Genomic DNA, 22,680 nt, shown 5'->3' with positions numbered 1-22,680 from the left:
CTGCGTCCGCCAAGCAGTGGATGCTACGTCCGCGCGCGCCACTCGGAGTCGAGCATGGCGTAGATGACTTCAGTGGACCATTGGCCCTTGTAGTGCCAGTTGTCCACGAGCTCGGCTTCGCGGCGCATCCCAAGCCGCTCGCACAATCCCGACGACGACCTGTTGAGGGCATCCAGCTTGGCGTCGATCCGGTGGAACATGAGCGTCTCAAAACCCAGGCGGAGCACGGCCTCGGCTGCCTCCGCGGCGTAGCCCTGGCCTCGGCTTTCCGGAGCCAGGATCCAGCCGATTTCGGCCTGTCCCGTGCCCGGCAGCCATTTAAGTACCACTTCGCCAAGCAGCCCCGGCGAGTCCGCGCGCTCTATGGCGAGGCACACCCAGTCGCCCTCTTGCTCGAAGGTGAAGTTGGCGTAGCGGCCGAGCGCTTCCATGGACTGCGTAAGGGTCAATTCCTGCCTGAGCAGGAATCGCGCAGTCTCGGGCAGTGACTGGTAGGCGTGGAATCGCTCCAGGTCGGTGGCCTCAAATCTGCGAAGCACAAGCCTCGGAGTCCTGATGGGGAGTTCGATAAGCGGCATGCCACGAGGCTACTACGCCGGGGTTTTTCGTGGTTCGGATCCGTCCCGCCGAGCGGTCACCTCTTGACAGTTCAAGCAAACTGGGATTACCTAATGAACATTCGGTAAATAAAGCTGGAGGCAATGACGCATGGTTGAGACCACCCTTTCTGGCGCAGCGCAGCACCAGATCCTCAAGAACGACTACGCCTCTGAGTGGATGGGCCTGGAGGTGCTCAAGGTCGACGACGGCCACGCCACCGTCCGCATGAAGCTCCGGCAGGAAATGCTCAACGGCTTCGGAATGGCCCACGGCGGAATGATCTTCGCCTTCGCTGATTCAGCGTTTGCCCTGGCCTGCAACCCGGCAAACCCGTCGCCGTCGGAAGCGGACACCATAACTGTCGCCGCCGGCGTCGACATCAACTTCCTCAAGCCGGCCTATCAAGGCCAGGTGATCACCGCCGTCGCGAACCGTCGCGCCAACAACGGGCGCAGCGGCCTGTACGACATCCAAATCTTCGCGGCCGACGCAAGCGAAGCTGCCGCCGTCGGGTCGCCCGATGATCCGAGCAGCTATGGCGAGCTCATCGCCGAGTTCCGTGGCCGCAGCCGCACCATCTCCAAGAAGTAGGAAGACCATGACACAGAACACCGTCGCCGCTCCCGACGCACCGCTCAACACCGCACAGCTAGATCGCGAAGAAACCATCTCCCGCGACGAGCTCGAGGCCCTGCAGCTCAGCCGCCTCCAGCACACCGTGGCCTACGCCTACGATCGCGTCCCGCTGTACAAGCGCAAGTTCGACGACGCCGGCGTCCACCCTTCCGATCTCCGCGAACTGTCCGATCTCGGCAAGTTCCCGTACACCACCAAGGAAGACCTCCGCCAGGAATACCCCTTCGGTATGTTCGCCGTGCCGCAGGACGAAGTAGCCCGCATCCACGCGAGCTCCGGCACCACAGGCCGGCCGACCGTCGTCGGGTACACCAAAAACGACCTCGCCAACTGGGCAACCCTGGTGGCCCGCTCGCTCCGTGCATCCGGGGTCCGCCCCGGCATGAAGGTCCACAACGCCTACGGCTACGGCCTCTTCACCGGCGGCCTTGGCGCCCACGCGGGTGCCGAAGCTTTGGGGTGCACGGTCATCCCGATGTCCGGCGGCCAGACCGAGCGCCAGATCCAGCTGATCCAGGACTTCAAGCCGGACGCCATCTTGGCAACGCCGACTTACCTGCTCACGATCGCCGACGCCATGGCCCACATGGGTGTCGATCCGGCGTCGACCTCGCTCAAGTACGCGGTGCTCGGAGCCGAACCGTGGACCGAGGAAATGCGGCACGAGCTCGAAACCACCATGAACATCAAAGCCTGCGACATCTACGGGCTGTCCGAGGTCATGGGCCCGGGCGTCGCGGGCGAGGCAGTGGAGACCCAGGACGGCTGCCACATCTGGGAAGACCACTTCCGCCCTGAGATCATCGATCCGTTCGATCCCTCCCGCGGGGAAAGTGCCGTGCTGGCCGACGGCGAACCGGGCGAACTCGTCTTCACCTCGCTCACCAAGGAAGCGCTGCCGATCATCCGGTACCGCACCAAGGACCTCACCCGCCTGCTGCCCGGCACCGCCCGCCCCGCGCACCGCCGAATGGGCCGCATCACCGGACGCAGCGACGACATGATCATCCTGCGCGGCGTGAACCTCTTCCCCTCACAGATCGAGGAGATCGCCCTGCGTATCCCCGAACTCAGCCCGCACTTCCAGCTCGAGCTCACCCGCCCCGAGGGCAAGCGCATGGATTCGCTGACGGTCAAGATTGAGCGCCGCGAGAACGTTTCGGTCGAGGCGGGCACGACGGCGGCACACGCCTTGCGCGAGCAGATCAAGATCCACGTGGGTTCCTCGTGCGTTGTGGACGTCGTGGAGCCGGGTTCACTTGAGCGCTCCAACGGCAAACTGCGCCGTGTCTACGACATGCGACCCAAGAGGTAACGTGGCCGGGCGCGTGCACGAATCAACCGACCGTTCATGAGAAAATGGCCAGCATGCCTAGTGAGACAGTAACCAAGCGGGGACGCCCCGGATACGACCAGCAATCAGTGCTGCTCATCGCCGTCGACGTCTTCAACCGCCACGGTTACGACGCCACGTCCATGGGCATTCTGGCCGAAAACCTCGGGATCTCAAAGTCGGCCATCTACCACCACGTGCCTTCCAAGGGCGACCTCCTGAAGCTCGCCCTTGAGCATGCGTTGGGCGGGCTCGAGGCCATCCTGGAACAGCCCGAGGCTGTTACGGGGGCGGCGGATGCGCGTTTGGAATTTGTCCTGCGACAGACCATCGCCGTGCTGGTGGAGCGGCTGCCGTTCGTCACGCTGCTCCTGCGTCTTCGCGGCAACACCGACATTGAGCGCGATGCGCTGGAACGGCGTCGGGCCTTCGACCACAAGGTGGCCGCGCTGATCTCGGCTGCCCGTGAAGAAGGCACGCTGCGCCAGGACATCGATCCCCGCACCGTGACCCGGCTCCTGTTCGGGACTATCAACTCGATCGTGGAGTGGTACAAGCCGGGCGGCTCACTCTCCCCGCAGCGCCTGGCCGACGACGTCATCACCATGGCGTTCGACGGCCTCCACGCCTCGGCGTAGGGCCGGTTCTTGGGGCACCCCTTCCCCCCTCCGACGCCCGCTCACATATATGCCCCTTTCGACCGACGCCCGCTCACATATATGCCCCTTTCGACCAACGCCCGCTCACATATATGGCCAATTGACAGAACGCTCGCTCACTAAAGAAGTGAGCGAGCGTTCTGCGCAGTGTTCGTGAGTGTTTTTCAGCCGGTCAGAGCTGGTATTCGGCTTGGACCCCCAAGCTTTCATGGACGCAGAGGATGTTGTTTTCCGTGTCCATGAACCAGGCACAACGGTCGGCGTCAGTGGTACAAATGTGGTGTTCTGTCTTGAGATCCGGGAGGTCATAATCCCGGAATTCGACGCCGTTCGCCTCCATTTCGTCGACTGCCCGCTCGATGTCGCTGACTTCAAAGGAAAGGGCAGTGTGCGAAGAGTGCATGCCGTCCTTGATGGGCATCAGCTGCAGCATGGGACCGCCGTCGATGCCGAACAAATCATTACCATCCCAAGTCATGCCGCGATGAGGGAGGCCGAGTTTCTCTGCGTAGAAGCTGCGGGCTCGGTCCACGTCGTCGACGGGCAAGACGGTTGTGGCTGTTCTGAGTGCTAGGTTCATTTCGCCACCTCCTACGCAAAAAATCTTACGCCGGGCGGGATCGGAAAGACCTTGTGAGCGTGCGTGAGCCTAAACCGTTGTCAGGGCGACGACCTCGGCCTACCATGTGCAGCACAGCCCCTCGCAGGGGAACAACTCCGGGACCTTCCCTCAACGGGTGATGGGAGCACCTGAGGAGGCCCGAGTCCTGGACATCACGGGACGGGAAGACAATGACCAAATATCTGTTCGAAGCAAACTACGTAGGCGACGGAATCAAGGGGCTGTTGCGCGAGGGCGGCACCAAGCGCCGCGATGCTGTGGTCGATGCACTCAAATCCGTCGACGGATCGCTCGAATGTTTCTACTACGCTTTCGGCGAGACCGACGTCGTCGGGGTATTTGAAATCCCGGACGCGGCTAGCGCCGCCGCTCTCTCACTCATGATCAATGCGACAGGCGCAGTGCGCTTGCATTTGAAGCCGCTCATGACGGTTGAGGATCTCGACGAAGCTGCCAAGAAGTCCCCGACATACCGCGCCCCCGGACAGTAGAACTCCTCACATAAGGAACGCTCCCCATTGCCGGGGAGCGTTCCGCGTATGCAGCACATAGGTGAGCGAGCGTCCCGGCAAACACCCACATACGTGAGCGAGCGTCCCGCCAAACACCCACATACGTGAGCTGGCGTTACTTCTCTACGAGGGTCAGGACATCGTAGGTGGCTACGATGTCGTCGTTCTGGTTGGTCAGCACGGCGTCCCAGGCTACTTCGCCGTATTCGTCGGTCTCGCGGGGCGTGATCTTCTTGGCGGTGAGCGTGACGCGGATCGAATCCCCGGCGGCCACCGGGGTGATGAAGCGCAGGTTCTCCAGGCCGTAGTTCGCGAGGACTGGTCCGGGCTCAGGCGAGACGAACAAACCTGCAGCCCAGCTCAGCAGCAAGTACCCGTGCGCCACGATTCCCGGGAAGAAGGGATTGGCCTCCGCCGCTTCCTGGTTGGTGTGTGCGTAGAAGGTGTCGCCGGTGGACTTGGCGAAGGCGGTGATGTCGTCCAGGGTGACCTGCCGCAGTTCGGACCGCACGGCGTCGCCGATCCGCAAAGTAGCGAGCGACTTCCGGAACGGGTGCGTTCCTTCCGTCTCCACCGTGAAGTTGCGGTCCGCGCCCGTGTGCCAGACGCCGGTCACGGCAGTGAGCATGTTCGGCGAACCCTGGATGGCGGTGCGCTGCATGTGGTGCATGACGGAGCGGATACCACCGAGTTCCTCCCCACCGCCGGCGCGGCCCGGTCCGCCGTGGACCAAGTGCGGCACTGGCGAACCATGCCCGGTTGACGAGCGGGCGTCCTCGCGGTTGAGCATCAGGACACGTCCATGGTGCGCTGCGATTCCGGTCACCAATTCGCGGGCAACAGCAGGATCGTTGGTGCATACGGAGGCCACGAGGGAGCCGCCACCGCGGGCGGCGAGGCGGACGGCGTCGTCGAGGTCCGCATAGCCGATCACGGACGATACCGGACCGAAGGCCTCGAGCGAGTGGACTGCTTCGGAGTCCACGTCAGCCCAGCTCAGGACGACCGGCGACATGAACGCGCCGCCTTCTACGACACCCACGGTGCCGTCGAGCGAGGTGACCGATGGCGAATCGAGCGTCCCGTACGCAAGCTCGCCACCGGCGTCGAGCATTGACTGCACTGCGGCGCGAACGTCGGCGAGCTGCTCGAGGGACGCGAGGGCGCCCATCGTGACGCCCTCAGCGCGGGGGTCGCCGACCACGACGCGCTCGTCCACGCGCGCGCCGATGGCGGAGACGACGTCGGACACCAGGGCCTGGGGCACGATGGTGCGGCGGATCGAGGTGCATTTCTGCCCGGCCTTGACCGTCATTTCGGTGACGACAGACTTGATGAAAGCGTCGAACTCGGGGGTGCCAGGCACGGCGTCGGGGCCGAGGATGGCGGCGTTGAGCGAGTCGGTTTCGGAGGTGAACCGGACGCCACCCTGGACCACGTTGACGTGGGACTTCAGCGAGTTGGCGGTGGAGGCAGAGCCGGTGAAGGCGAGAAGGTCGCGGTAGTCGAGGTGGTCCAGCAGGGTGCGGGCGGATCCCGAGATGAGCTGCAGCGAGCCTTCCGGGAGGATGCCCGACTCGACGATCGCCTTGACCACGACGGCGGCAACGTAACCGGTGGGGGTGGCGGGCTTGACGATGGTGGGGACGCCGGCGATGAATGCAGGCGCGAACTTCTCGAGCATGCCCCACACGGGGAAGTTGAAGGCGTTGATCTGCGCCGCGACGCCCGGAATGCGGGTGTAGATGTGCCCGCCGGCGAAGGAGCCGTCCTTGGACAGGATTTCCATGGGACCGTCCACTACAACCTGCGAGTTCGGCAGTTCGCGGCGGCCCTTGGAACCAAAGGTGAAGAGCACACCGATGCCGCCGTCGATGTCCACCATCGAGTCGATCTTCGTTGCACCGGTCTTGAAGGAAGAAGTGTAGAACTCCTCGCGGCGGCCGTTGAGGTACTGGGCCAGTTCCTTGAGTTTGAGGGCGCGCTGGTGGAAGGTGAGCTTGCCGAGCTCGCGCTGGCCCACCGCGCGGCCGTACTTCACGACGCCGGCAAGGTCCAGTCCATCGGTGTTGACCATTGCGAGGATCTCGCCTGTGCTGGCGTCGCGGACGGGCACGCCCGCGGAGGCGTCGGCGCTGGGGGTCCACCACTCGCCCTGGACGAAACTGGGCACGGTTTCAACGGTTGTGGCTTCCGGAGCGACTGCGGTACTGGTCATCGTCGACGGGTCCTTCCAAGGCACGGGCACGAAATGGACTGAACGGCCGCAAATTACTGACCGGCCGTTCGGTAATATCCCCAGAATACATGAGAGCCCCGATCTGCACACTAGATGCTTCTTGGGGTTGCGTCCTTCCTGACCTTCTTTGACGCGCTTTGACGCCCGGAAGTTGCGACTCGCCGTGTCGCAAGCGCTTTCCGAAATCAAAGAAGGTCACGACGGCGCGAGGTTACCTTCCGCTAGTCCGACCGGCTGCCGAGCTTGGTTCGAACGGCGGCGACTTCCGCCTCGGAGACGCCGTTCGCTCCCAGAAAGGCAACCGTGTCCAAGGAATGGGCGAACTCCAACAGGCTCACGCTGCGTGATGCCAGCATGGCTTCGAGTGCGTCTTCCTCGAGAAAGGGATCATGGGCGTGCGGGGCGCGGTGGTGACGGTGGCGCTCGTTGATTCCACGCATTCCCTGCTGGTAACCCCGCACGATTTCCTCGTCGCTCGCTCCTGCCAGGTTCTGCAGCATCACGGCGATGATCCCGCTACGGTCGCGCCCGGCCGCGCAGTGCACCACCACCCCGCCGGGTGCCGCGGCGATGGCTTTGAAAACCGCTGCAAGCCTGCCCGGGAAGAGCCGCACATAGTCGGCGTAGTGGGCAGGGTCTTTCAGGTACGGCCCAAAGCGCTCGGTGAAATCTTTGTCCTCCGGGTCTTCGGTGGGGCAATGGACGATGTCGAATCGTGCGGTCGCCTCCGCTGAAACCTCGGGATCGACCTCCCTGGGCTGCTGCTCGCGAAGGGTCCGCAGATCGATTACGGTGCGGATGCCGGCGTCGTACATTTGCTGCCAACCAGCCTCGGTGAGCCATTCCCGCCGGCCCATCCGATACACACCTCCGGCGATGTGCCAGGCGTTCACCGCGCCGTCCCAATGGACGCCCCGCTGCTTGGCGGCGGTTGAGATCCCATCCATACCGGACAGCTAACCACACGCCGAGATGGTGAGCGAGGGTCTGGGGAAAGGCGGTCATAGGTGAGCGAGGGTCTGGGGAAGACGGTCATAGGTGAGCGAGGGTTGGGTCTTGCGCGTCTTACGTGACTTATGTCATACTTTTTCTCGATACGCATCGACGATGCGTATCGACGACACAGAACCACATATCAGACCAAGACCACTGGACCCGGCAAGGAGGCCTGGAACGTGCCCACGAGCAAGGATGTCGCCCAGGCTGCCGGCGTAGCCCAAAGCACTGTTTCCTATGTGCTCAGCGGCAAGCGGCCCATTTCCGAGAAGACCCGGAAAAAGGTCGAGGCCGCGATTGACCAGCTGACATACCAGCCCAATGCGGGCGCCAGAGCCTTGGCAAGCCGCAAGACCCGGGTCATCGGCTTGGTCATTCCGTTCATCCCGGAGCTGGAAATGGGATCGATCATGGAATTCGTCTCGGTCATTGCCAGCACGGCCCGGCAATACGAGCACGACATTCTCTTGATCACCGACGACGAAGGCGCCGCCGGACTGCGCCGCGTCGTCGGGCAGCAGATCTGCGACGGCCTGATCCTCATGCAGGTTGAGGACGAGGACGATCGCCTCCCCGTGGCGCGCAGCCTGAACGTCCCGGTGGTGCTGATCGGCATTCCCCGCGATCCGTCGGGCCTGGTCTGCATCGACGCCGACTTCGAAATGGCCGGTGAGCATTGCGTCCGGGATCTCGCGGCCGCCGGCCACTCCGTAATTTCCGTCCTTGACTGGCAGCCCGCAGTGATGGACCGGCATGTGAACTACGTCGACCGGTTCCTGCACGGCACGGATGTCGCGGCCAAAGCCCTCGGCGTAACCGTGCTCCATCTCCCCGGCGGGACCGACCGCGCCACCATCTCCGAATCGGTTGACAAAGCACTCGCCAGCACCACCGGCAAGCCAGCCTTCATCGCCCCCGACCGCACCATCCAGGACATTCTGCGCCGCATCTTAGGCAGCCGTGGCCTGACCCTGGGGTTGGACGTTTCCGTCATCGGAAGCGCCTCCCCCACCCTTGCCGAGCTCCAACCCATACCGCTTTCCACCATCGATCTGCAGCCGGCAGAAGTATCCCGGCGCGCAGTCAAAATCATGTGCCAACTCCTCGAAGCCGACTCCCACGGACCACACGAATCCTTGGAGTTGGTGCCCACGGTCATCACGCACCGTTCGAGCACGCTCCGTCCCCAGTGAATCGCCACCCCTGATTCGCCGCGCCCTATAGACCTCGCCAACTCTTTTTGTTCCAGCTCCTTATCCTTTTCGTTTCAGCATCGTCGATACGCATCGATGATTCGATTCCGCAAACAATCGCACCGTTCCCTTCCCCACCAACAAAGGAATAGACAATGAAGTCAGCTATCAGGACACGCCGCCCGCTCGCCCTGGCCGTGGCAGCTCTCGTCGGCCTCCCGCTCGCCATCTCGGGCTGCGGTACCACTGCGTCCGCCTCCTCCACGGATGCCGTGAAGGAAATCTCCGTGATGGACTATTACAACAACGAGCCGGACAAGTCCTTCATCGGCGACGCCCTGACCGCCTGCGGCACCAAGGCCGGCGTAACGATCAAACGCGAAACCGTGCCGGGCAAGTCGTTGATCTCCAAGGTGCTCCAGCAGTCCTCTTCCAAGACCCTGCCGGATGTGCTCATGCTCGACAATCCGGACCTGCAGCAGATTGCGGCTACCGGAGCGCTGGCTCCGTTGTCCGATTTCAACATCAACACCGCCGATTTCGCGCCCGGCGTGCTCAGCGCCGGCACCTACAAGGACAAGGTGTACGGGCTCGCCCCCACCGTGAACACGATCGCGCTCTTCTACAACAAGGACATCCTGGCCAAGGCCGGAGTCACCCCGCCCACCACCTGGGACGAGCTGAAGGCTGCGGCCACCAAGCTCACCTCGGGCGAGCAGTATGGCCTGGCCTTCAACGCCAACCCCACCTATGAGGGCACATGGCAGTTCCTTCCTGTCATGTGGTCCAACGGTGGCGACGAGAAGAACATCGACACCCCCGAGACTGCCCAGGCCCTCCAGCTCTGGACCGACCTCGTCAAGGACGGATCCGTGTCGTCCTCCGCGCTGAACTGGACGCAAGCAGACGTCAAGGACCAGTTCATGGCAGGCAAGGCAGCCATGATGGTCAATGGCCCCTGGCAGATCCCGGCGCTCGACAAGAAGACCACGCTGCAGTACGGCGTCGTGAAGATTCCGGTCCGTGACGCCAGCCAGACAGCCGTTGCCCCGCTTGGCGGCGAAGTGTGGACCGTTCCGCAGACAGGTAACAAGGCCCACCAGGCCAAGGCCGCGGAAGTAGTGGCCTGCATGAACAGCGACGAAAACCAGCTGGCCATGGCCAAGGTCCGCAACACCATCCCGTCCAAGTCCTCGCTGGCCGCGAAGTTCGCTACCGACAACCCGAAGCTCGCCACTTTCACCGATCTCATCAAGACCGCCCGGGCCCGCACCGGCGAACTCGGAGAAGGATGGCCGGCACAAGCGACCAAGATCTACACCGCCATCCAGACCGCGCTGACAGGGAAGGCCTCCCCGGCCGACGCCCTCAAGCAAGCCCAAGGCCAGTAAGCAGCTGGACATGTCCCTCACAACTGATTTGTCGCAGGCCAAGTCACGCGCCAAGTCGCGCGCCAAACCGCGCACAAAGTCCGGGTCGGAGAACACCCTGATCGGGGAGGCAAGGCCCCGCAGGCGCGGACGCAAACGCCGCGAGCGCCTCTTCCAATGGCTGTTCCTGGTTCCTGCCGTGACCTACATGGCGCTGTTCTTTGGCTACCCCGTGGTCAAGAACATCGTGATGAGCTTCCAGGACTACACCACAGCCACCTTCTTCACGGGCGAGGCCCCCTGGGTGGGGTTGGCGAACTACGCGAAGGTGCTGTCGTCGTCGCTGTTTTCAACGTCTTTGGTGAACACTGCCCTGTTCACCCTGGGATCCATCCTGGGCCAGTTCGTGATCGGCCTGGCGTTGGCGATCTTCTTCCAGCGCAAGTTCCCGCTCAACGGAATTCTGCGTTCGCTGCTCCTGCTCCCTTGGTTGCTGCCGCTCATCGTGTCCAGCGCCGTGTGGAGATGGATCCTCGACAAGGACAGCGGAGCGTTGAACCGCTTCCTCGGCGAATTGCACATCGTGAACACGGGCGTTCCGTGGCTCACCAGCACCTCGTTGGCGCTGATCGCCGTGGTGGGAGTGAACATCTGGATCGGCATCCCGTTCAATCTGACCATTCTCTATGGCGGCCTCCAGGAAATTCCGGATGAGCTTTACGAGGCCGGTTCCTTGGATGGCGCCACCGGTTGGAAGGCGTTCCGGCACATCACTTGGCCGATGCTGCGTCCCGTGGTGAGCGTGGTCCTTGTGCTCGGCGTCGTCTACACCCTCAAGGTGCTGGACATCATCCTGGGCCTGACCAATGGCGGCCCCGCGAATTCGACCCAGACCATCGCCACCCAGTCCTACGATCTGTCCTTCCACGAGTTCAAATTCGGCGAGGGAGCCGCGCTGGGCAACGTCCTGGTGGTCATTTCCCTGGTCTTCGCGGTCCTGTACTTGCGTGCCAGCCGGCTGTCCGTCGATGAGTGAGGAAAGCATGACGACGACGAAAATCACCACCCGCCGTTCGGTGCCGGCGAGCGCCCGCAAAGGTAGCGCCCGGAAAGCGGGTGTCCGCAAAGGCGCCGGACCGGAGCGCGCCGCGAACGGCCCCGGGCGCAAACAGTGGGGCTACACCGTCCTGGCCATGATCTTCCTGGCGATCATGCTGTTCCCCGTGTACTGGATGATCAACGCTTCGCTGCAACCAAACGGCACCACGCTCGAAACCTCGTGGCTGCCGCTCAAGCCGGACTTCACGGGCTACGCCACGGCCATCAGCGAACAGGGCGGGAACCTGGCCACCAGCTTGGTGATCTCGCTGGGCAGCGTGGTACTGAGCCTGGCCATCGCGGCGCCGGCGGCCTATGCCTTGGCCTATTTCAAGGTCAAGGGCGCCGGCGTGGTCCTCTTCGCGATCCTGATCAGCCAAATGATCCCGGGGATCGTGGTGGCCAACGCGCTGTACACGGCCTACAACGATCTCGGCCTGCTCAACTCGATTCCGGGCCTGATCCTGGCAGATTCCGCCCATGGCATCCCGTTCGCGATCCTCATCATCAGGGCCTTCATGAACGGCATGCCGGCGTCGGTCATCGAGGCGGCGCGGGTGGACGGTGCCGGGCATTTGCGGGCCTTTTGGTCCATCGTGGTGCCGTTGAGCAGGAACTCGCTCATCACCGCGGGGCTCTTCACCTTCCTGTTCACCTGGAGCGACTTCCTTTTCGCCCTAACCCTGACCACCACCGAGGCTGTGCGGCCCGTGACCCTGGGAATCTTCCAGTACATCGGCGCCTACGTGAACGACTGGAGCTCGGTCATGGCCACAGCCGTGCTCGCCTCCATTCCAGCCATCATCCTGCTGGTCGCGGCGCAGAAGTACATCGCAGCCGGTACGACCGGCGGCGCGGTCAAGTAGCGGCTGTCAAATAGAACCAGCCCCCGACGGCGAGTCCCGCCGCAGGTGCCGACCTCACCGCCCGCGGCACCGCACCGCCGTCGAGCATCAAACCACAAACCTTCGAGGAGAAAATCATGACTGACAGCAAGCCAATCCGCGTCACCGTCTGGAGCGAAAACCGGCACGAAAAGCGCGACGAACTGGTGACCCGCCTCTACCCCGAGGGCATGCACGGAGCCGTGAAGGCCGGCATCGAGGAGAACCTCGGCGCCAAGGCCAGCGTCCGCACCGCCACCCTGGACGAGCCCGAGCACGGGCTCACCGAGGAAGTCCTTGCCAACACGGACGTACTCACGTGGTGGGGGCACATGTCCCACGGTGATGTCGACGACGAGATCGTCGAGCGCGTGCACCGCCACGTCCTGTCCGGGATGGGCTTGATCGTGCTGCACTCCGGGCACTGGTCCAAGATCTTCACCAAGCTCATGGGCACCTCGTGCACGTTGCGCTGGCGCAGTGAGCAGGACCGCGAACTGGTCTGGACCGTGGACCCCACCCACCCCATCGCGAAGGGCGTGCCTCATCCCATCGTGATCGATCAGCAGGAGATGTATGGCGAATTCTTCGACATCCCCACCCCCGAGGAGCTCGTGTTCATCAGTTCCTTCAGCGGCGGCGAAGTCTTCCGCTCCGGATGCACCTTCCGCCGCGGTCACGGCAAGATCTTCTTCTTCAGCCCCGGCGACCAGGACTACCCGGTCTACCACCACAAGGATGTCCGCCGAGTCATCTCCAACGCCGTCGAATGGGCAGTCACCGAGCGGCCGGAGCGGGCCTACCCCGAACTGCTGCGCTATGAGACCAACGACTTCTTCAACGGCAAGAGCTACCAGGGGGCCAACGCATGAGAACCCCTTTCGCCACCATTCCCGACGACGGCACTCCCCTTCGCGTCGTCGTCGTCGGCGCCGGGGGCATGGGCCGCGCGTGGCTTAGGACCGTGCAGGAGTCGCCGCTCGTGGAGCTCGCTGGCATCGTCGACCTGGACCTGGACGCCGCCCGCGCTGGCGCGGCGGCTATCGGGCTTCCCGATCTGCCGGTGGGCACCGGGACCGCGCAGTTAGCGTCCGACGTCGGCGCCCAAGCGGTCATCAACGTCACCGTTCCGGTAGCTCACCATCCGGTGACCTCCGAGGCGCTGGCGGCGGGGCTCCCGGTGCTCGGCGAAAAGCCCGTGGCGTCCACCGTGGTCCAGGGGCTGTCGCTGGCCGCGGCGTCGGAGCTTACTGGCCAGTTGTTCATGGTCAGCCAGTCGCGCCGGTACAACAGGCATCTTTTCGAGGCCAAACGGCTCGCCTCGGAGCTCGGCACTGTGGGCATTGTCTCGGCCGAGTTCTTCAAGGCCCCGCATTTCGGTGGTTTCCGGGATGCCATGGACCACCCGCTGCTGCTGGACATGGCCATCCATCAGTTCGACATGGCCCGGTTCCTGCTCGACGCGGATCCTCTCTCGGTGTTCTGCGAGGAATACAACCCGTCCTGGAGTTGGTATCGCGGAGATGCGGGGGCCACCGCCATCTTCGAAATGACCGGCGGGGAACGCTTCGTGTTCACCGGAAGCTGGTGCAGCCCGGGCCAGGAGACCTCCTGGAACGCGGCTTGGCGGATCAGCGGCGAACGCGGCACCGTCCTGTGGGACGGCGACAGCGAACCTGTGTCCTCGTTGCTCTTTCCGTCCGGAACCGGTTCGGAGGACCCAGGCCAGGAAATCGTCGGTTCGCTGCGTGACTTCGTGGTGGCCTTGCGTACCGGTAGCACTCCCATGGGCCAGGTCCACCAGAACATCATGAGCCTGGCGATGGTGGAAGCGGCCATGCTTAGCGCCTCCACCGGCACCCGCGTTTCCGTTGATGCGCTGCTTGAAGAATCCTACGGACAGGCCGTCCTGACTGAACGCGACCCGGACGTGCTGGAGGTCCTCAAGTCCTGGACCTCGGTCCGCGGTGCGTTGACTCTTCCTGCCCACCAACCCAACTAGCTCGCATTTGTTGTCGTTTTGAAGGCTCAGAACGACAACAACTGCGAGCTACTTGGCGGCGCCGCCCCCGGGTTGCCCCTCGCGGGCCGTTAGCTGGAGGCCAGGGATTTCGTCAGGATTGTCCCGCCGACGCCGATCAGGACAGTCCCGGATCCGCCGGTGATGATCCGCTTCACGCGGGGACGGGCCAGAGCCGAGGAGATTTTCTTGAGCGCATGAACCAGCAGAACGTACCAAACCAGCGCAGTGAGTAGAAAGATGCCCGCCATCAACGCATGCTGTCCCAGAGGGGGAAGGGGCGCGAGGTTGAATTGAGGGAAAAGAGACAGATAGAAGACAGCGACCTTGGGGTTGAGCAGATTGCTCACCATGCCTTGCAGGAATGGCGAATTCCCTCGGAATCCAAACCCGGGTTCCGGTGCTGCCGTAGCTTGAGTGCGGGGGCGGCCAAAGGCCTCCAGCAGGGCGCGGGCTCCCAGATAGAGCAAGTACGCCGCACCGGCGATTCTGATGGCGTTGCCAAGGACTTCCGACGCACCTAGGAGCGCCGTGACGCCGAGCACTGCGAGAAGTGCAAGGATCGTGTTGCCGACCATGATTCCGATTGCGGTGGTTGCAGCTGATCCGGGTCCGCGGGGTGCGTTTTTCAGCACAAGGGCAAAATCAGGGCCGGGAACGAGGACCACGACCAGGCAGGTCAGCGCAAAAGCCATCAGTTGTTCGACCATCAGGGACTGCTTCCGGAGGAATGGATCTTCGGCACGTGTTGCCTTCAAGAGTGTAGCCTCGCCCGGCGGCGCGGCCTGACCTAAACCGAATGGAAAAACCAGGCTTCTTTTCGTAGTCATGGGCACGCGGCGCGCGTAGTCTGGCCGCAAGACTGCCGGGCTGGGGTAGCCCGCGCCGCCAAGCGGCACTGCAGATCGACACGAGGGGATATCAATCATGCAAGCAGCTAATTCGCGACGTCGGTATGGCCGCCTGGTGGGCGCCGCCGTCGTCGTCGTACTCCTGGCAGCACTCGGAACGGGACCGGCACAGGCGAATCCGACCACAGCGAAACCGGCCGATGTCTATGTGGCCTTGGGCGATTCCTATGCCGCCGGCACGGGCGGCAGCAGTCCGGCTCCGGGCTCGTTGCCGGCCTGCCATCAGAGCTTGGACAGTTACGCCGCCCTTTTGGGCGGGCTGAACCTGGGCTGCTTCGGCGCCACGTCGATTGCCGTCAAGGCAGGCCTGGACAATCTGTCCCCCGCTGACCCTGTTGCGATCGCACTGGGGTCCGCTACCGAAGTCTCGGTGACTGTTGGCGGCAACGACGTCGGCACGGGAGCCGTGGCGGTGGCCTGCACCAGTGCCGATGCCCTGGCCTGCGCTTCGGCCGTGCAGAATGTGGCGAACGCCCTGCCCGCGCTACCCGGCAACATCGTGGCCATGGTTCAGTCGATCCGGCAGAAGGCACCCCACGCCGACATTGTGGTGACCGGCTACCCGCGCTTGTTCACCGTCGGCCCCAAGATGCCTCCCACGCAGAAACAGTTGGCCACCACCCTGAACGGAATGGCTGACCAATTGAATGCGACCATCGCCGGTGCCGCATCCGCCGCAGGTGTCGGCTACGTGAGCGTGACTGAACGGTTCACCGGGCACGGCATCGGTTCCAACAATCCGTGGATCCACTACACCCAGCCATCGCCCCTGGATCCGCCAGAGCTCGCGTTGGACAACTTCCACCCCAACGACGCCGGCTACTCCCAGGGCTACCGTACGGCCGTCAACAGCGCGCTCAAAAAGTAGCTGGCCTCAGGCACGAACGCGCGGCGCCGTCTGCGCGTTCGGTGCTCGCGCTCAGGGCCGCTTCGCGAGCCGGAACTCGAGGCCGGTGCGCACCGCGGGCCACTCGTGTTCGAGGATGGAGAACACCACGGTGTCGCGGAGCACTCCGTCCAAAGTTCGCGAGTGGTTCCGGAGGACGCCGTCCTGCTTGGCGCCCAGACGGGCGATGGCCTCCCGGGACTGGTGGTTGAGCCAGTGTGTACGGAATTCGACGGCGGGGCAGCCAAGGGTTTCGAAAGCATGGCGAAGGAGCAGCAGCTTGGAGTCCGGATTGCTCCCGCTACCCTGTGCCGAGGCAGCGTTCCAGGTGGAGCCGATCTCGACGCGCGGGGTGGCGGCGTCGATGTTCATGTAGGTGGTCATGCCGATGAGCTTGCCGTTCGCCTTCAACCGCGTGGCGAATGGCAGCATGGATCCTTGCTCCTGCAGCCCGAGCCGGCGGTCGATCTCCGCGGACATGCCCTCCGGCGTCGGGACCGAGGTGTACCAGAGTTTCCACAACTCGCCGTCTTTGGCGGCATCCACCAAGCCGTCGTGGTGCTCGGGGCTGAGTGGTTCCAGGGTTACGAAGCGGCCATCCAGGGTCACGGGTGCAATGAGAGTCACCCAGCCAGCCTAACTGACCCAACTAGCTCGCATTTGTTGTCGTTTTGGCGGCTGAAAACGACAACAAATGCGAGTCAGTTGGGGTTCCGGGACGGCTGCCTGTGGATAACTCAAAATGGCGTTCCAGGATTTGCAACGATAGGGCGACGAGGACCCCGCAACCCTTGCCGGCGCTGCTGGCGTGCGCCCCGTTCACCTTTCAAGAAGCGGTCGACGCCGGCGTGAGCCTCCGGCGGTTGCGGCACCGATCGCTGCCCGCGCCGAGCCGGGGCATCCGGATTCCGGACCAGGCCTTTGCCCAAGGGCAACCAAAGGAGGTCAGTTTCGTCCGGCCTTTCACCGCGGTGACCGAGTTCTCGGCTGCGTCGCACGCCACGGCCTTCTCCCTGTGGTCGTTCCCTGGTTTCCTCCCCGGTAGCGATGATCCGCGCATCCACATTTCGCGTCCGGACACCATGGCCATTCCTCGGCGAACCGGAGTGGTTGGGCATGTGGGGCAGTTCTTCGACGACGAAATCACCAGTCTTGACGGTCTTCTGGTCACCACGCGCACCCGGACCTGGCTCGATGTGTCCAGGAAGATGAGCGTGGATGAACTGACTGTTGTGGCTGACCATCTGTTGCGGAACCCTCGGCCGGAGTTTGAAGGCCGGACAGAGCCGTACGCAACATTGGAACAATTGGCCGACATGTTGGACCGGCACAAAGGCACTCCGGGGATCCGGAAGGCACGTTTGGCTCTTGAGCAGGCACGGATCGGCTCAGACTCGGCCCCAGAAACGCGGCTCCGGCTGGCCCTTGAAAACGGCGGACTGCCGGAACCCCAACTGAACGTAGCCACTGAGCTAGGTGCCGGCGTCGTACGCCAACCGGATCTCGCCTATCCGGAACACCGTGTGGCGGTCGAATACGACGGCGAGCCGCATTCCGAGCCGGCCCAGATAGTCCGGGACATCGCCCGCGAAGAGGATTTCGCCCGTGCGGGCTGGCACTTGGTGAGGATCTCCAAACGCCACATGGCGAACGAAGCACGGTCCGCCGTCGCGAAAGTCCGTGCCGTGCTTTTGGACCGAGGCTGGACCCCCAAGTGACTCGCATTTGTTGTCTTTATGAGGCCTGAAAACGACAACAAATGCGAGCTAGTTGGGCGTACGAGACGCTAGTCAGTCCAGTCGAAGAATCCCTTGCCGGTCTTGCGTCCCAGTTCGCCGCGGGCGACCTTGTCGCGCAGGATCTGAGGCGGGGCGAAGCGCTCCCCCAGCGTCGAGTGCAGGTATTCGGCGATGCCCAGTCGCACGTCCAGGCCAACAATGTCCGTGGTCTTGAGCGGTCCCGTGGGGTGCTTGTAGCCGAGCACCATGGCCGCGTCGATGTCCTCCGCCGACGCCACGCCTTCTTCAACCATTCGCATCGCCTCAAGCGCGATCGCAACGCCCAGCCGCGAGGACGCAAAGCCCGGAGCATCGTTGACGACGACGGCGGTCTTGCCGAGTGCCTCGGTCCAGCTTTTCGCCGTGGCGGCGAGCTCCGGCGAAGTCTCCTTGGCCAGGACCACCTCGATGAGCGCGGAAGCCGGGACCGGGTTGAAGAAGTGCAGGCCCACGAAATTGGCGGGCCGCCGGAGCTGCGAAGCGAGGCCGGTCACGGAGAGCGACGACGTATTGGAGGCCAGGAAGGCGTCCGCCGAGAGGTGCTCCTCCACAGCTTTGAGGGCCGCAACCTTGAGCTCGTAGTCCTCGGGCACGGCTTCCACCACAAGCCCGCAATGGATGAAGGAGTCGTAGTCGGTGGAGGTGCTGAACCGGGACAAGGCCTCTTCGGCGGTTTCCGTCAGCGTGCTTCGGGCGGCGGACTTGGCGACGGCGTCAGCGACCCGCCCCTGCGCGCCGGCGGCGGATTCGTGGTCGCGCTCGACGACGATCACGGTGGCGCCCTTGACCAGGAAGGCATGGGCGATGCCGGCGCCCATGCGGCCACCGCCGAGGACACCGACAACATGCGGGATGGCTGGCGTTGCTGTCATTTCAGGTCCTGTCTGGGTTGTCGCTGGACTGCTTGTCGCTCTTCTTGTCAGTGTTTTTCTTGTCCAGGAACGTCTGCATGCGGTCGAACTTGGCTTGCGATTCGAAAAGCATGCCCTGGGCCAGCGTGTCGATCACGGGGTGCGCCTCGGCCGGAGCGTGGAACACGGACTTGGTGATCCGCACGGCCAGCGGATCCTGCCGGCCGATCCGGTCAGCAAGGTTGTGGGCCGCTTCCATCAGCACGGGAGCTTCATGGATCTGGGTGATGAGGTTGATGCGAAGGGCTTCCTCGGCGCGGAGGACGGCGCCCGCCAAGAGGATCTCCTTGGCGATCGGCTCCCCCACGAGCTCCTTGAGGCGCCAAGTGGCACCGGCTGCGGCCATGATGCCCAGTCCGGTTTCCGGGTTGCCGATCCGCAGGCTGGGCGTGCCGATGCGGAAGTCCGCGGCATAGGCGAGTTCGGCCCCGCCGCCCAGGCAATAGCCGTCCAGGGCCGCGATGACGGGCATGGGCAGCTTCGCGATCCTCACGAAGATGGTGGAGTTGATGCCGCGCAAGGCGTCGTCGCGGCGGCGTTCCCTCAACTGGCCGATATCTGCACCCGACGCAAAGACGCCTTCGACGCCGGCAATGATCAGGATTTTCGGCTCGCGCTCAAGGTAATCGCACACCTGATGGAGTTCGTCCACCATCTGCTGGTCGATCGCGTTGCGGACCTCGGGACGGTTCAGGAGGACAGTGACGCGGTCCTCGCGTTCCTCGATGAGCAACGTTCCGAATTCCTCGGGGTTCAACGCCATTACATGCCTTCCAGGAGAATGGCTGCGCCCTGCCCGACGCCGATGCACATCGTCGCGAGGCCGATCTTACGCTCGGCGCTGCCCAGCTCGCGTTCCATGCGACCCAGCAAGGTGATCGCGATACGTGAGCCGCTGGAACCGAGCGGGTGCCCCAGGGAGATCGCACCGCCGTCGAGGTTCACGATGTCAGGATCCAGGCCCAGACGCCGCATGCTCGCGAGCGATTGCGTCGCGAAGGCTTCATTGAGTTCGACGGCGCCAAGGTCACCAACCGTGAGTCCGGAACGGCCCAGGATCTTTTGGGTTGCCGGAACCGGGCCGATGCCCATGATTTCGGGTTCACAGCCGGCCGAGCCGCCGTCGATAATCCGGGCCCGCGGGGTGAGGCCGAACTTTTCGATGGCAGCCTCGGACGCAACAATAATGGCGGACGCGCCGTCGTTGAGCGAGGAGGAGTTGCCCGCCGTGACAACCGATCCACCGGCGACCACTGGACGGAGCCCGGCGAGGACCTCCATGGTGGTTCCCTCGCGTGGGCCTTCGTCAGTGTCCACCACGGTTTCGCCCCTGCGGGTCTTCACGGTAACCGGAACGATCTCTTCCTTGAAGCGACCCCCCGCGATGGCAGCAAGCGCGCGTTCGTGCGAGCGGACGGCGAAGGCATCGGCGTCCTCGCGGGAGATGCCGTCTACACGGGCAAGTTCCTCGGCAGTTTCCGGCATGGAGTAGGTCATCTTGCCGCCGCGGGAGAGTTCGCCCTTGCTGAAAACGGGGTTGGCGAAGCGCCAGCCAATGGAGGTGTCGAAGATTTGGCCCGGTTTGGCGAAGGCTGTGGAGGGCTTCTCCTGCACCCACGGGGCCCGGCTCATGGACTCGACGCCGCCCGCCACCACGATGTCCGCAGCACCGGCCTTGATCATGTGGCTGGCCATGATGATGGCGCTCATGCCGGAGGCGCACAGGCGGTTGACCGTGATGCCGGGGATGTGGAGGGGCAGTCCTGCCAAGAGCGTGGCCATGCGGGCGACGTTGCGGTTTTCCTCGCCAGCGCCGTTGGCGTTGCCCAGGATGACTTCATCGATCGCGTCGGGGTCGACGCCGGCACGGGCCACGGCTTCGCGGACCACGAGGGCCGCCAGGTCATCAGACCGGACCGCGGAAAGCGCGCCGCCATAACGGCCTACAGGGGTGCGGGCACCGCCAACAAGAAAAGCCTCGACCATGAGAACATCCTTCGCGAAGGGAGCGGGGCCGGTGAATAATTTACCGACCGTTCGTTCTATAAAGATTACACGGCGCCGCGATGTGGTCAACCTTCACTCAGATCACCCGGATACCCAGGTGTCCGGCCAAAAGGGGTGCCAACAGGCTGAGCTGGTAGTCGTCAATGACCACGCCGGACAGTCCACCAAGTCCATTGATCATCCGGAAGTCCGAGCCACGCAGGTCCACATCCTTGAGCTTGGCCCCTGTGACATCCAGCGTCCCGATGGTGCAGTCCTTGAGCACCATCCGCGTCGCAGTACAAGCCCCGAGGTCGAGTTCGTTGATGATGCAGCCCGTGATCACCACATCCGTGAGCTTGGATCCACGCAGGTTCAGGAAGTCCAGCTTGCCGCCGTCGATCTTCACCGAATGCCAGGCTCCCTCGTACATCTCCGCTGAACCCCAACGCGGGTTGCTGATCTCCACTTCCCGCCACGAGGTGCGCGCAGCGGTAAACACCGGCGCGTAGGGCTCATTCAGGATGCAGTCCCGGAAGGTCGCGCCACGCAGCTGCGCTTCGTTGAAGGAGACTCCGTTGAATTCACACTCGATGAAGTCCGCTCCGCTCAGCTCCGCTCCGTCGGCAACGGCACGGGTGAGGCGGACGCCGTCGTACCGTTCCCCGCGCTGAAAGTCCGGCGCGGGGTCGTCGCGGAGTTCGTCGAGCCTGATCGGGGAGATGCGGGGCGCCGTCACCTTGGCGACCGCCGCCATCAGAGGGCCTCCGCTTTCGCCGCGATTTCGGCGAGATCCTTCGCGAGCGCCTTCCGTGTGACGCTCATGCCGAGCTTGCCGAACGCAACCATCATGAGCTTGCTGAAGAAAGTCGGCTTGAGGATCTCCGCGCCGAAGAACAACACCAGTTCGGTCCCGCCGTCGCGCTCTTCCAGGGTGAATCGGGTGGTGTAATCCGCGCCGCCCTGCCGCGCCTTGACCGTGGTGGCGCGCGGCGGATCGCTCTGGGAAACGTGCATTTCGACGGTTTCCTCCTTGCCCATCATGGCGCGGGTTTCCTTCCACCGCGTGCCCTCACCGTAGGCTCCCTCGCTGAGCATCTGAATGGCTTTGACGCCCGAGAGCGTCTTGGCCGAGCCCGGAATATCGCTGATGACGGCCCAGACTTTCTCCCGGGAGGCGTTGATGTGCTGGCTGAGAGTGGTGCTGTGGTCCATGCATCGAGCCTAACCGCGACCGCTGACAAAAACAGCCGACAAGACACTTGCGGGGTCTGGCAGGATTGCACCCATGGTGCACATCGGCTTGAGCGCGGACAGTGTGGCGGCAGGAGGCTCGCGGAGCCTGAAGGGGTACCTTGCCGAGCCCGACGGCGAAGGGCCGTTTCCCGGCGTCGTACTCATCCATGAGGCCTTTGGGCTCGACGACGTGATGCAGCGGCACGCAGACCGGCTCGCCTCGGCCGGTTACTTGACGCTCGCCGTCGACCTCTACAGCGACGGCGGCGCGAGGCGCTGCCTCGTGGCGACCATGCGCTCCCTGATGTCGGGTACGGGCCGGGCATTTACGGATGTGTCCACTGCGCGGACCTGGCTCCGCAATGATGCCCGGTGCACCGGAAAAGTGGGGGTCATCGGTTTCTGCATGGGCGGAGCATTCGCCCTGCTAGCGGCCCACGACGACTTCGACGCCGCCTCCGTGAACTACGGCCAGTTGCCGCGGCACCTGGAGCAGGCTTTGGAGGGTGCATGCCCGGTGGTGGCCAACTACGGAGGCAAGGACCGGACGATGCCGGGAGCGGCCGCGAAGTTGGAGGCCGCTCTGACGAACCTCGGGATCGAGCACGACGTCAAGGAATTCCCGACGGCGGGCCACGCCTTCATGAACGACGTTCCGGTGGGGCCCCAGCCCCTGCGGCCGTTGATGCGGGTGATGGGCATCAAACCCGATCCGGCTGCGGCCCCTGAAGCCTGGCGGCGGATCGAGGACCACTTCGCGAAGCATCTGAAGGGCTGAGCACAGTACGACGGCGGGCGCCCCCGGAGCGG

At 63.9% G+C, this 22,680-nt stretch carries 24 protein-coding genes; 13 read left to right on the top strand and 11 right to left on the bottom strand.

Going from position 1 to position 22,680, the window contains the following annotated elements; translation table 11 throughout:
- Positions 1-23 precede the first annotated feature (23 nt).
- Entirely contained in the window at positions 24-578 is a 555-nt protein-coding gene (locus AB4074_RS09985; RefSeq protein WP_441413243.1) for a GNAT family N-acetyltransferase, read from the bottom strand.
- A gap of 130 nt (positions 579-708) precedes the next feature.
- On the opposite strand from AB4074_RS09985, the gene AB4074_RS09980 reads away from it, so the two are divergent.
- Genes AB4074_RS09980 through AB4074_RS09970 form a run of 3 tightly spaced genes read left to right on the top strand, consistent with a single transcriptional unit; the run spans position 709 to position 3,207 of the window.
- A complete protein-coding gene (locus tag AB4074_RS09980; protein WP_441413242.1) occupies positions 709-1,191 on the top strand; it encodes a hotdog fold thioesterase in 483 nt (160 codons plus the stop codon).
- A 7-nt stretch (positions 1,192-1,198) separates the two neighbouring features.
- On the top strand, positions 1,199-2,551 hold the full coding sequence (gene paaK, locus AB4074_RS09975) for a phenylacetate--CoA ligase PaaK (RefSeq protein ID WP_306959145.1): 1,353 nt from the start codon (positions 1,199-1,201) through the stop codon (positions 2,549-2,551).
- Positions 2,552-2,604: 53 nt separating this feature from the next.
- Entirely contained in the window at positions 2,605-3,207 is a 603-nt protein-coding gene (locus tag AB4074_RS09970) for a TetR/AcrR family transcriptional regulator (RefSeq protein ID WP_236812614.1), read from the top strand.
- A 193-nt stretch (positions 3,208-3,400) separates the two neighbouring features.
- Here AB4074_RS09970 and AB4074_RS09965 read toward each other — a convergent pair whose 3' ends face one another.
- On the bottom strand, positions 3,401-3,808 hold the full coding sequence (locus AB4074_RS09965) for a VOC family protein (RefSeq protein ID WP_441413241.1): 408 nt from the start codon (positions 3,806-3,808) through the stop codon (positions 3,401-3,403).
- A 212-nt stretch (positions 3,809-4,020) separates the two neighbouring features.
- Here AB4074_RS09965 and AB4074_RS09960 point away from each other — a divergent pair, with 212 nt between their 5' ends.
- Positions 4,021-4,341, top strand: a complete 321-nt coding sequence (locus AB4074_RS09960; protein ID WP_345448958.1) for a GYD domain-containing protein — start codon at positions 4,021-4,023, stop codon at positions 4,339-4,341.
- A 136-nt stretch (positions 4,342-4,477) separates the two neighbouring features.
- Here the strand turns inward: AB4074_RS09960 and paaZ are convergent, their stop codons facing one another.
- Both paaZ and AB4074_RS09950 read right to left on the bottom strand, forming a co-directional pair.
- Positions 4,478-6,580 carry a phenylacetic acid degradation bifunctional protein PaaZ gene (paaZ, locus tag AB4074_RS09955; RefSeq protein WP_441413240.1) on the bottom strand — a complete coding sequence of 701 codons (2,103 nt, stop codon included), beginning with the start codon at positions 6,578-6,580 and terminating at the stop codon, positions 4,478-4,480.
- Between the two features lie 242 nt (positions 6,581-6,822).
- Positions 6,823-7,548, bottom strand: coding sequence for a tyrosine-protein phosphatase (locus AB4074_RS09950; RefSeq protein ID WP_441413239.1), 726 nt, complete (start codon positions 7,546-7,548; stop codon positions 6,823-6,825).
- 228 nt (positions 7,549-7,776) lie between these two features.
- Here AB4074_RS09950 and AB4074_RS09945 point away from each other — a divergent pair, with 228 nt between their 5' ends.
- The 6 genes from AB4074_RS09945 (at position 7,777) to AB4074_RS09920 (ending at position 14,144) form a co-directional block, all read left to right on the top strand.
- Positions 7,777-8,790, top strand: a complete 1,014-nt coding sequence (locus AB4074_RS09945) for a LacI family DNA-binding transcriptional regulator (protein WP_441413238.1) — start codon at positions 7,777-7,779, stop codon at positions 8,788-8,790.
- A 155-nt stretch (positions 8,791-8,945) separates the two neighbouring features.
- The gene (locus AB4074_RS09940; RefSeq protein WP_441413237.1) at positions 8,946-10,181 is read left to right on the top strand and encodes a sugar ABC transporter substrate-binding protein; all 1,236 of its coding nucleotides are present in this window, start codon (positions 8,946-8,948) and stop codon (positions 10,179-10,181) included.
- A gap of 10 nt (positions 10,182-10,191) precedes the next feature.
- The gene (locus tag AB4074_RS09935; RefSeq protein WP_441413236.1) at positions 10,192-11,196 is read left to right on the top strand and encodes a carbohydrate ABC transporter permease; all 1,005 of its coding nucleotides are present in this window, start codon (positions 10,192-10,194) and stop codon (positions 11,194-11,196) included.
- Between the two features lie 157 nt (positions 11,197-11,353).
- Positions 11,354-12,124, top strand: coding sequence for a carbohydrate ABC transporter permease (locus AB4074_RS09930; protein ID WP_441413285.1), 771 nt, complete (start codon positions 11,354-11,356; stop codon positions 12,122-12,124).
- 116 nt (positions 12,125-12,240) lie between these two features.
- On the top strand, positions 12,241-13,014 hold the full coding sequence (locus AB4074_RS09925) for a ThuA domain-containing protein (protein ID WP_441413235.1): 774 nt from the start codon (positions 12,241-12,243) through the stop codon (positions 13,012-13,014).
- Entirely contained in the window at positions 13,011-14,144 is a 1,134-nt protein-coding gene (locus AB4074_RS09920; protein ID WP_441413234.1) for a Gfo/Idh/MocA family protein, read from the top strand. Before AB4074_RS09925 ends, AB4074_RS09920 begins: the two co-directional genes overlap by 4 nt.
- Before the next feature lie 89 nt (positions 14,145-14,233).
- On the opposite strand, the gene AB4074_RS09915 is transcribed toward AB4074_RS09920, so the two are convergent.
- Positions 14,234-14,920, bottom strand: coding sequence for a LysE family translocator (locus AB4074_RS09915; RefSeq protein ID WP_441413233.1), 687 nt, complete (start codon positions 14,918-14,920; stop codon positions 14,234-14,236).
- Between the two features lie 169 nt (positions 14,921-15,089).
- Between AB4074_RS09915 and AB4074_RS09910 the strand changes: the two genes are divergently transcribed.
- Positions 15,090-15,941, top strand: a complete 852-nt coding sequence (locus tag AB4074_RS09910; protein WP_441413232.1) for an SGNH/GDSL hydrolase family protein — start codon at positions 15,090-15,092, stop codon at positions 15,939-15,941.
- Positions 15,942-15,992: 51 nt separating this feature from the next.
- Here the strand turns inward: AB4074_RS09910 and AB4074_RS09905 are convergent, their stop codons facing one another.
- Positions 15,993-16,586 (bottom strand): GNAT family N-acetyltransferase, encoded by a 594-nt coding sequence (locus tag AB4074_RS09905; protein ID WP_441413231.1) that lies wholly within the window; start codon positions 16,584-16,586, stop codon positions 15,993-15,995.
- Between the two features lie 164 nt (positions 16,587-16,750).
- Between AB4074_RS09905 and AB4074_RS09900 the strand changes: the two genes are divergently transcribed.
- A complete protein-coding gene (locus AB4074_RS09900; RefSeq protein WP_441413230.1) occupies positions 16,751-17,677 on the top strand; it encodes an endonuclease domain-containing protein in 927 nt (308 codons plus the stop codon).
- A gap of 68 nt (positions 17,678-17,745) precedes the next feature.
- Here AB4074_RS09900 and AB4074_RS09895 read toward each other — a convergent pair whose 3' ends face one another.
- The 5 genes from AB4074_RS09895 to AB4074_RS09875 form a co-directional block, all read right to left on the bottom strand.
- Positions 17,746-18,609, bottom strand: a complete 864-nt coding sequence (locus tag AB4074_RS09895; RefSeq protein ID WP_441413229.1) for a 3-hydroxyacyl-CoA dehydrogenase family protein — start codon at positions 18,607-18,609, stop codon at positions 17,746-17,748.
- Between the two features lies 1 nt (position 18,610).
- A complete protein-coding gene (locus AB4074_RS09890) occupies positions 18,611-19,411 on the bottom strand; it encodes an enoyl-CoA hydratase/isomerase family protein (RefSeq protein ID WP_441413228.1) in 801 nt (266 codons plus the stop codon).
- Entirely contained in the window at positions 19,411-20,634 is a 1,224-nt protein-coding gene (locus AB4074_RS09885) for a thiolase family protein (RefSeq protein ID WP_441413227.1), read from the bottom strand. Before AB4074_RS09885 ends, AB4074_RS09890 begins: the two co-directional genes overlap by 1 nt.
- Before the next feature lie 97 nt (positions 20,635-20,731).
- A complete protein-coding gene (locus AB4074_RS09880) occupies positions 20,732-21,391 on the bottom strand; it encodes a pentapeptide repeat-containing protein (RefSeq protein WP_236812652.1) in 660 nt (219 codons plus the stop codon).
- Positions 21,391-21,849, bottom strand: a complete 459-nt coding sequence (locus AB4074_RS09875; protein ID WP_441413226.1) for an SRPBCC family protein — start codon at positions 21,847-21,849, stop codon at positions 21,391-21,393. The genes AB4074_RS09880 and AB4074_RS09875 overlap by 1 nt, the downstream gene beginning before the upstream one ends.
- Before the next feature lie 73 nt (positions 21,850-21,922).
- On the opposite strand from AB4074_RS09875, the gene AB4074_RS09870 reads away from it, so the two are divergent.
- Complete coding sequence (locus tag AB4074_RS09870) at positions 21,923-22,648, top strand: dienelactone hydrolase family protein (protein ID WP_441413225.1); 726 nt, start codon at positions 21,923-21,925, stop codon at positions 22,646-22,648.
- The last annotated feature ends 32 nt before the right edge of the window (positions 22,649-22,680 follow it).

The sequence above is a fragment of the Arthrobacter sp. 2MCAF14 genome (assembly GCF_052115645.1).
Classification (GTDB): Bacteria; Actinomycetota; Actinomycetes; order Actinomycetales; family Micrococcaceae; genus Arthrobacter.
The sequence above is the reverse complement of the archived record's forward strand: the minus strand, read 5'-3'. Positions and strand labels throughout refer to the sequence as shown.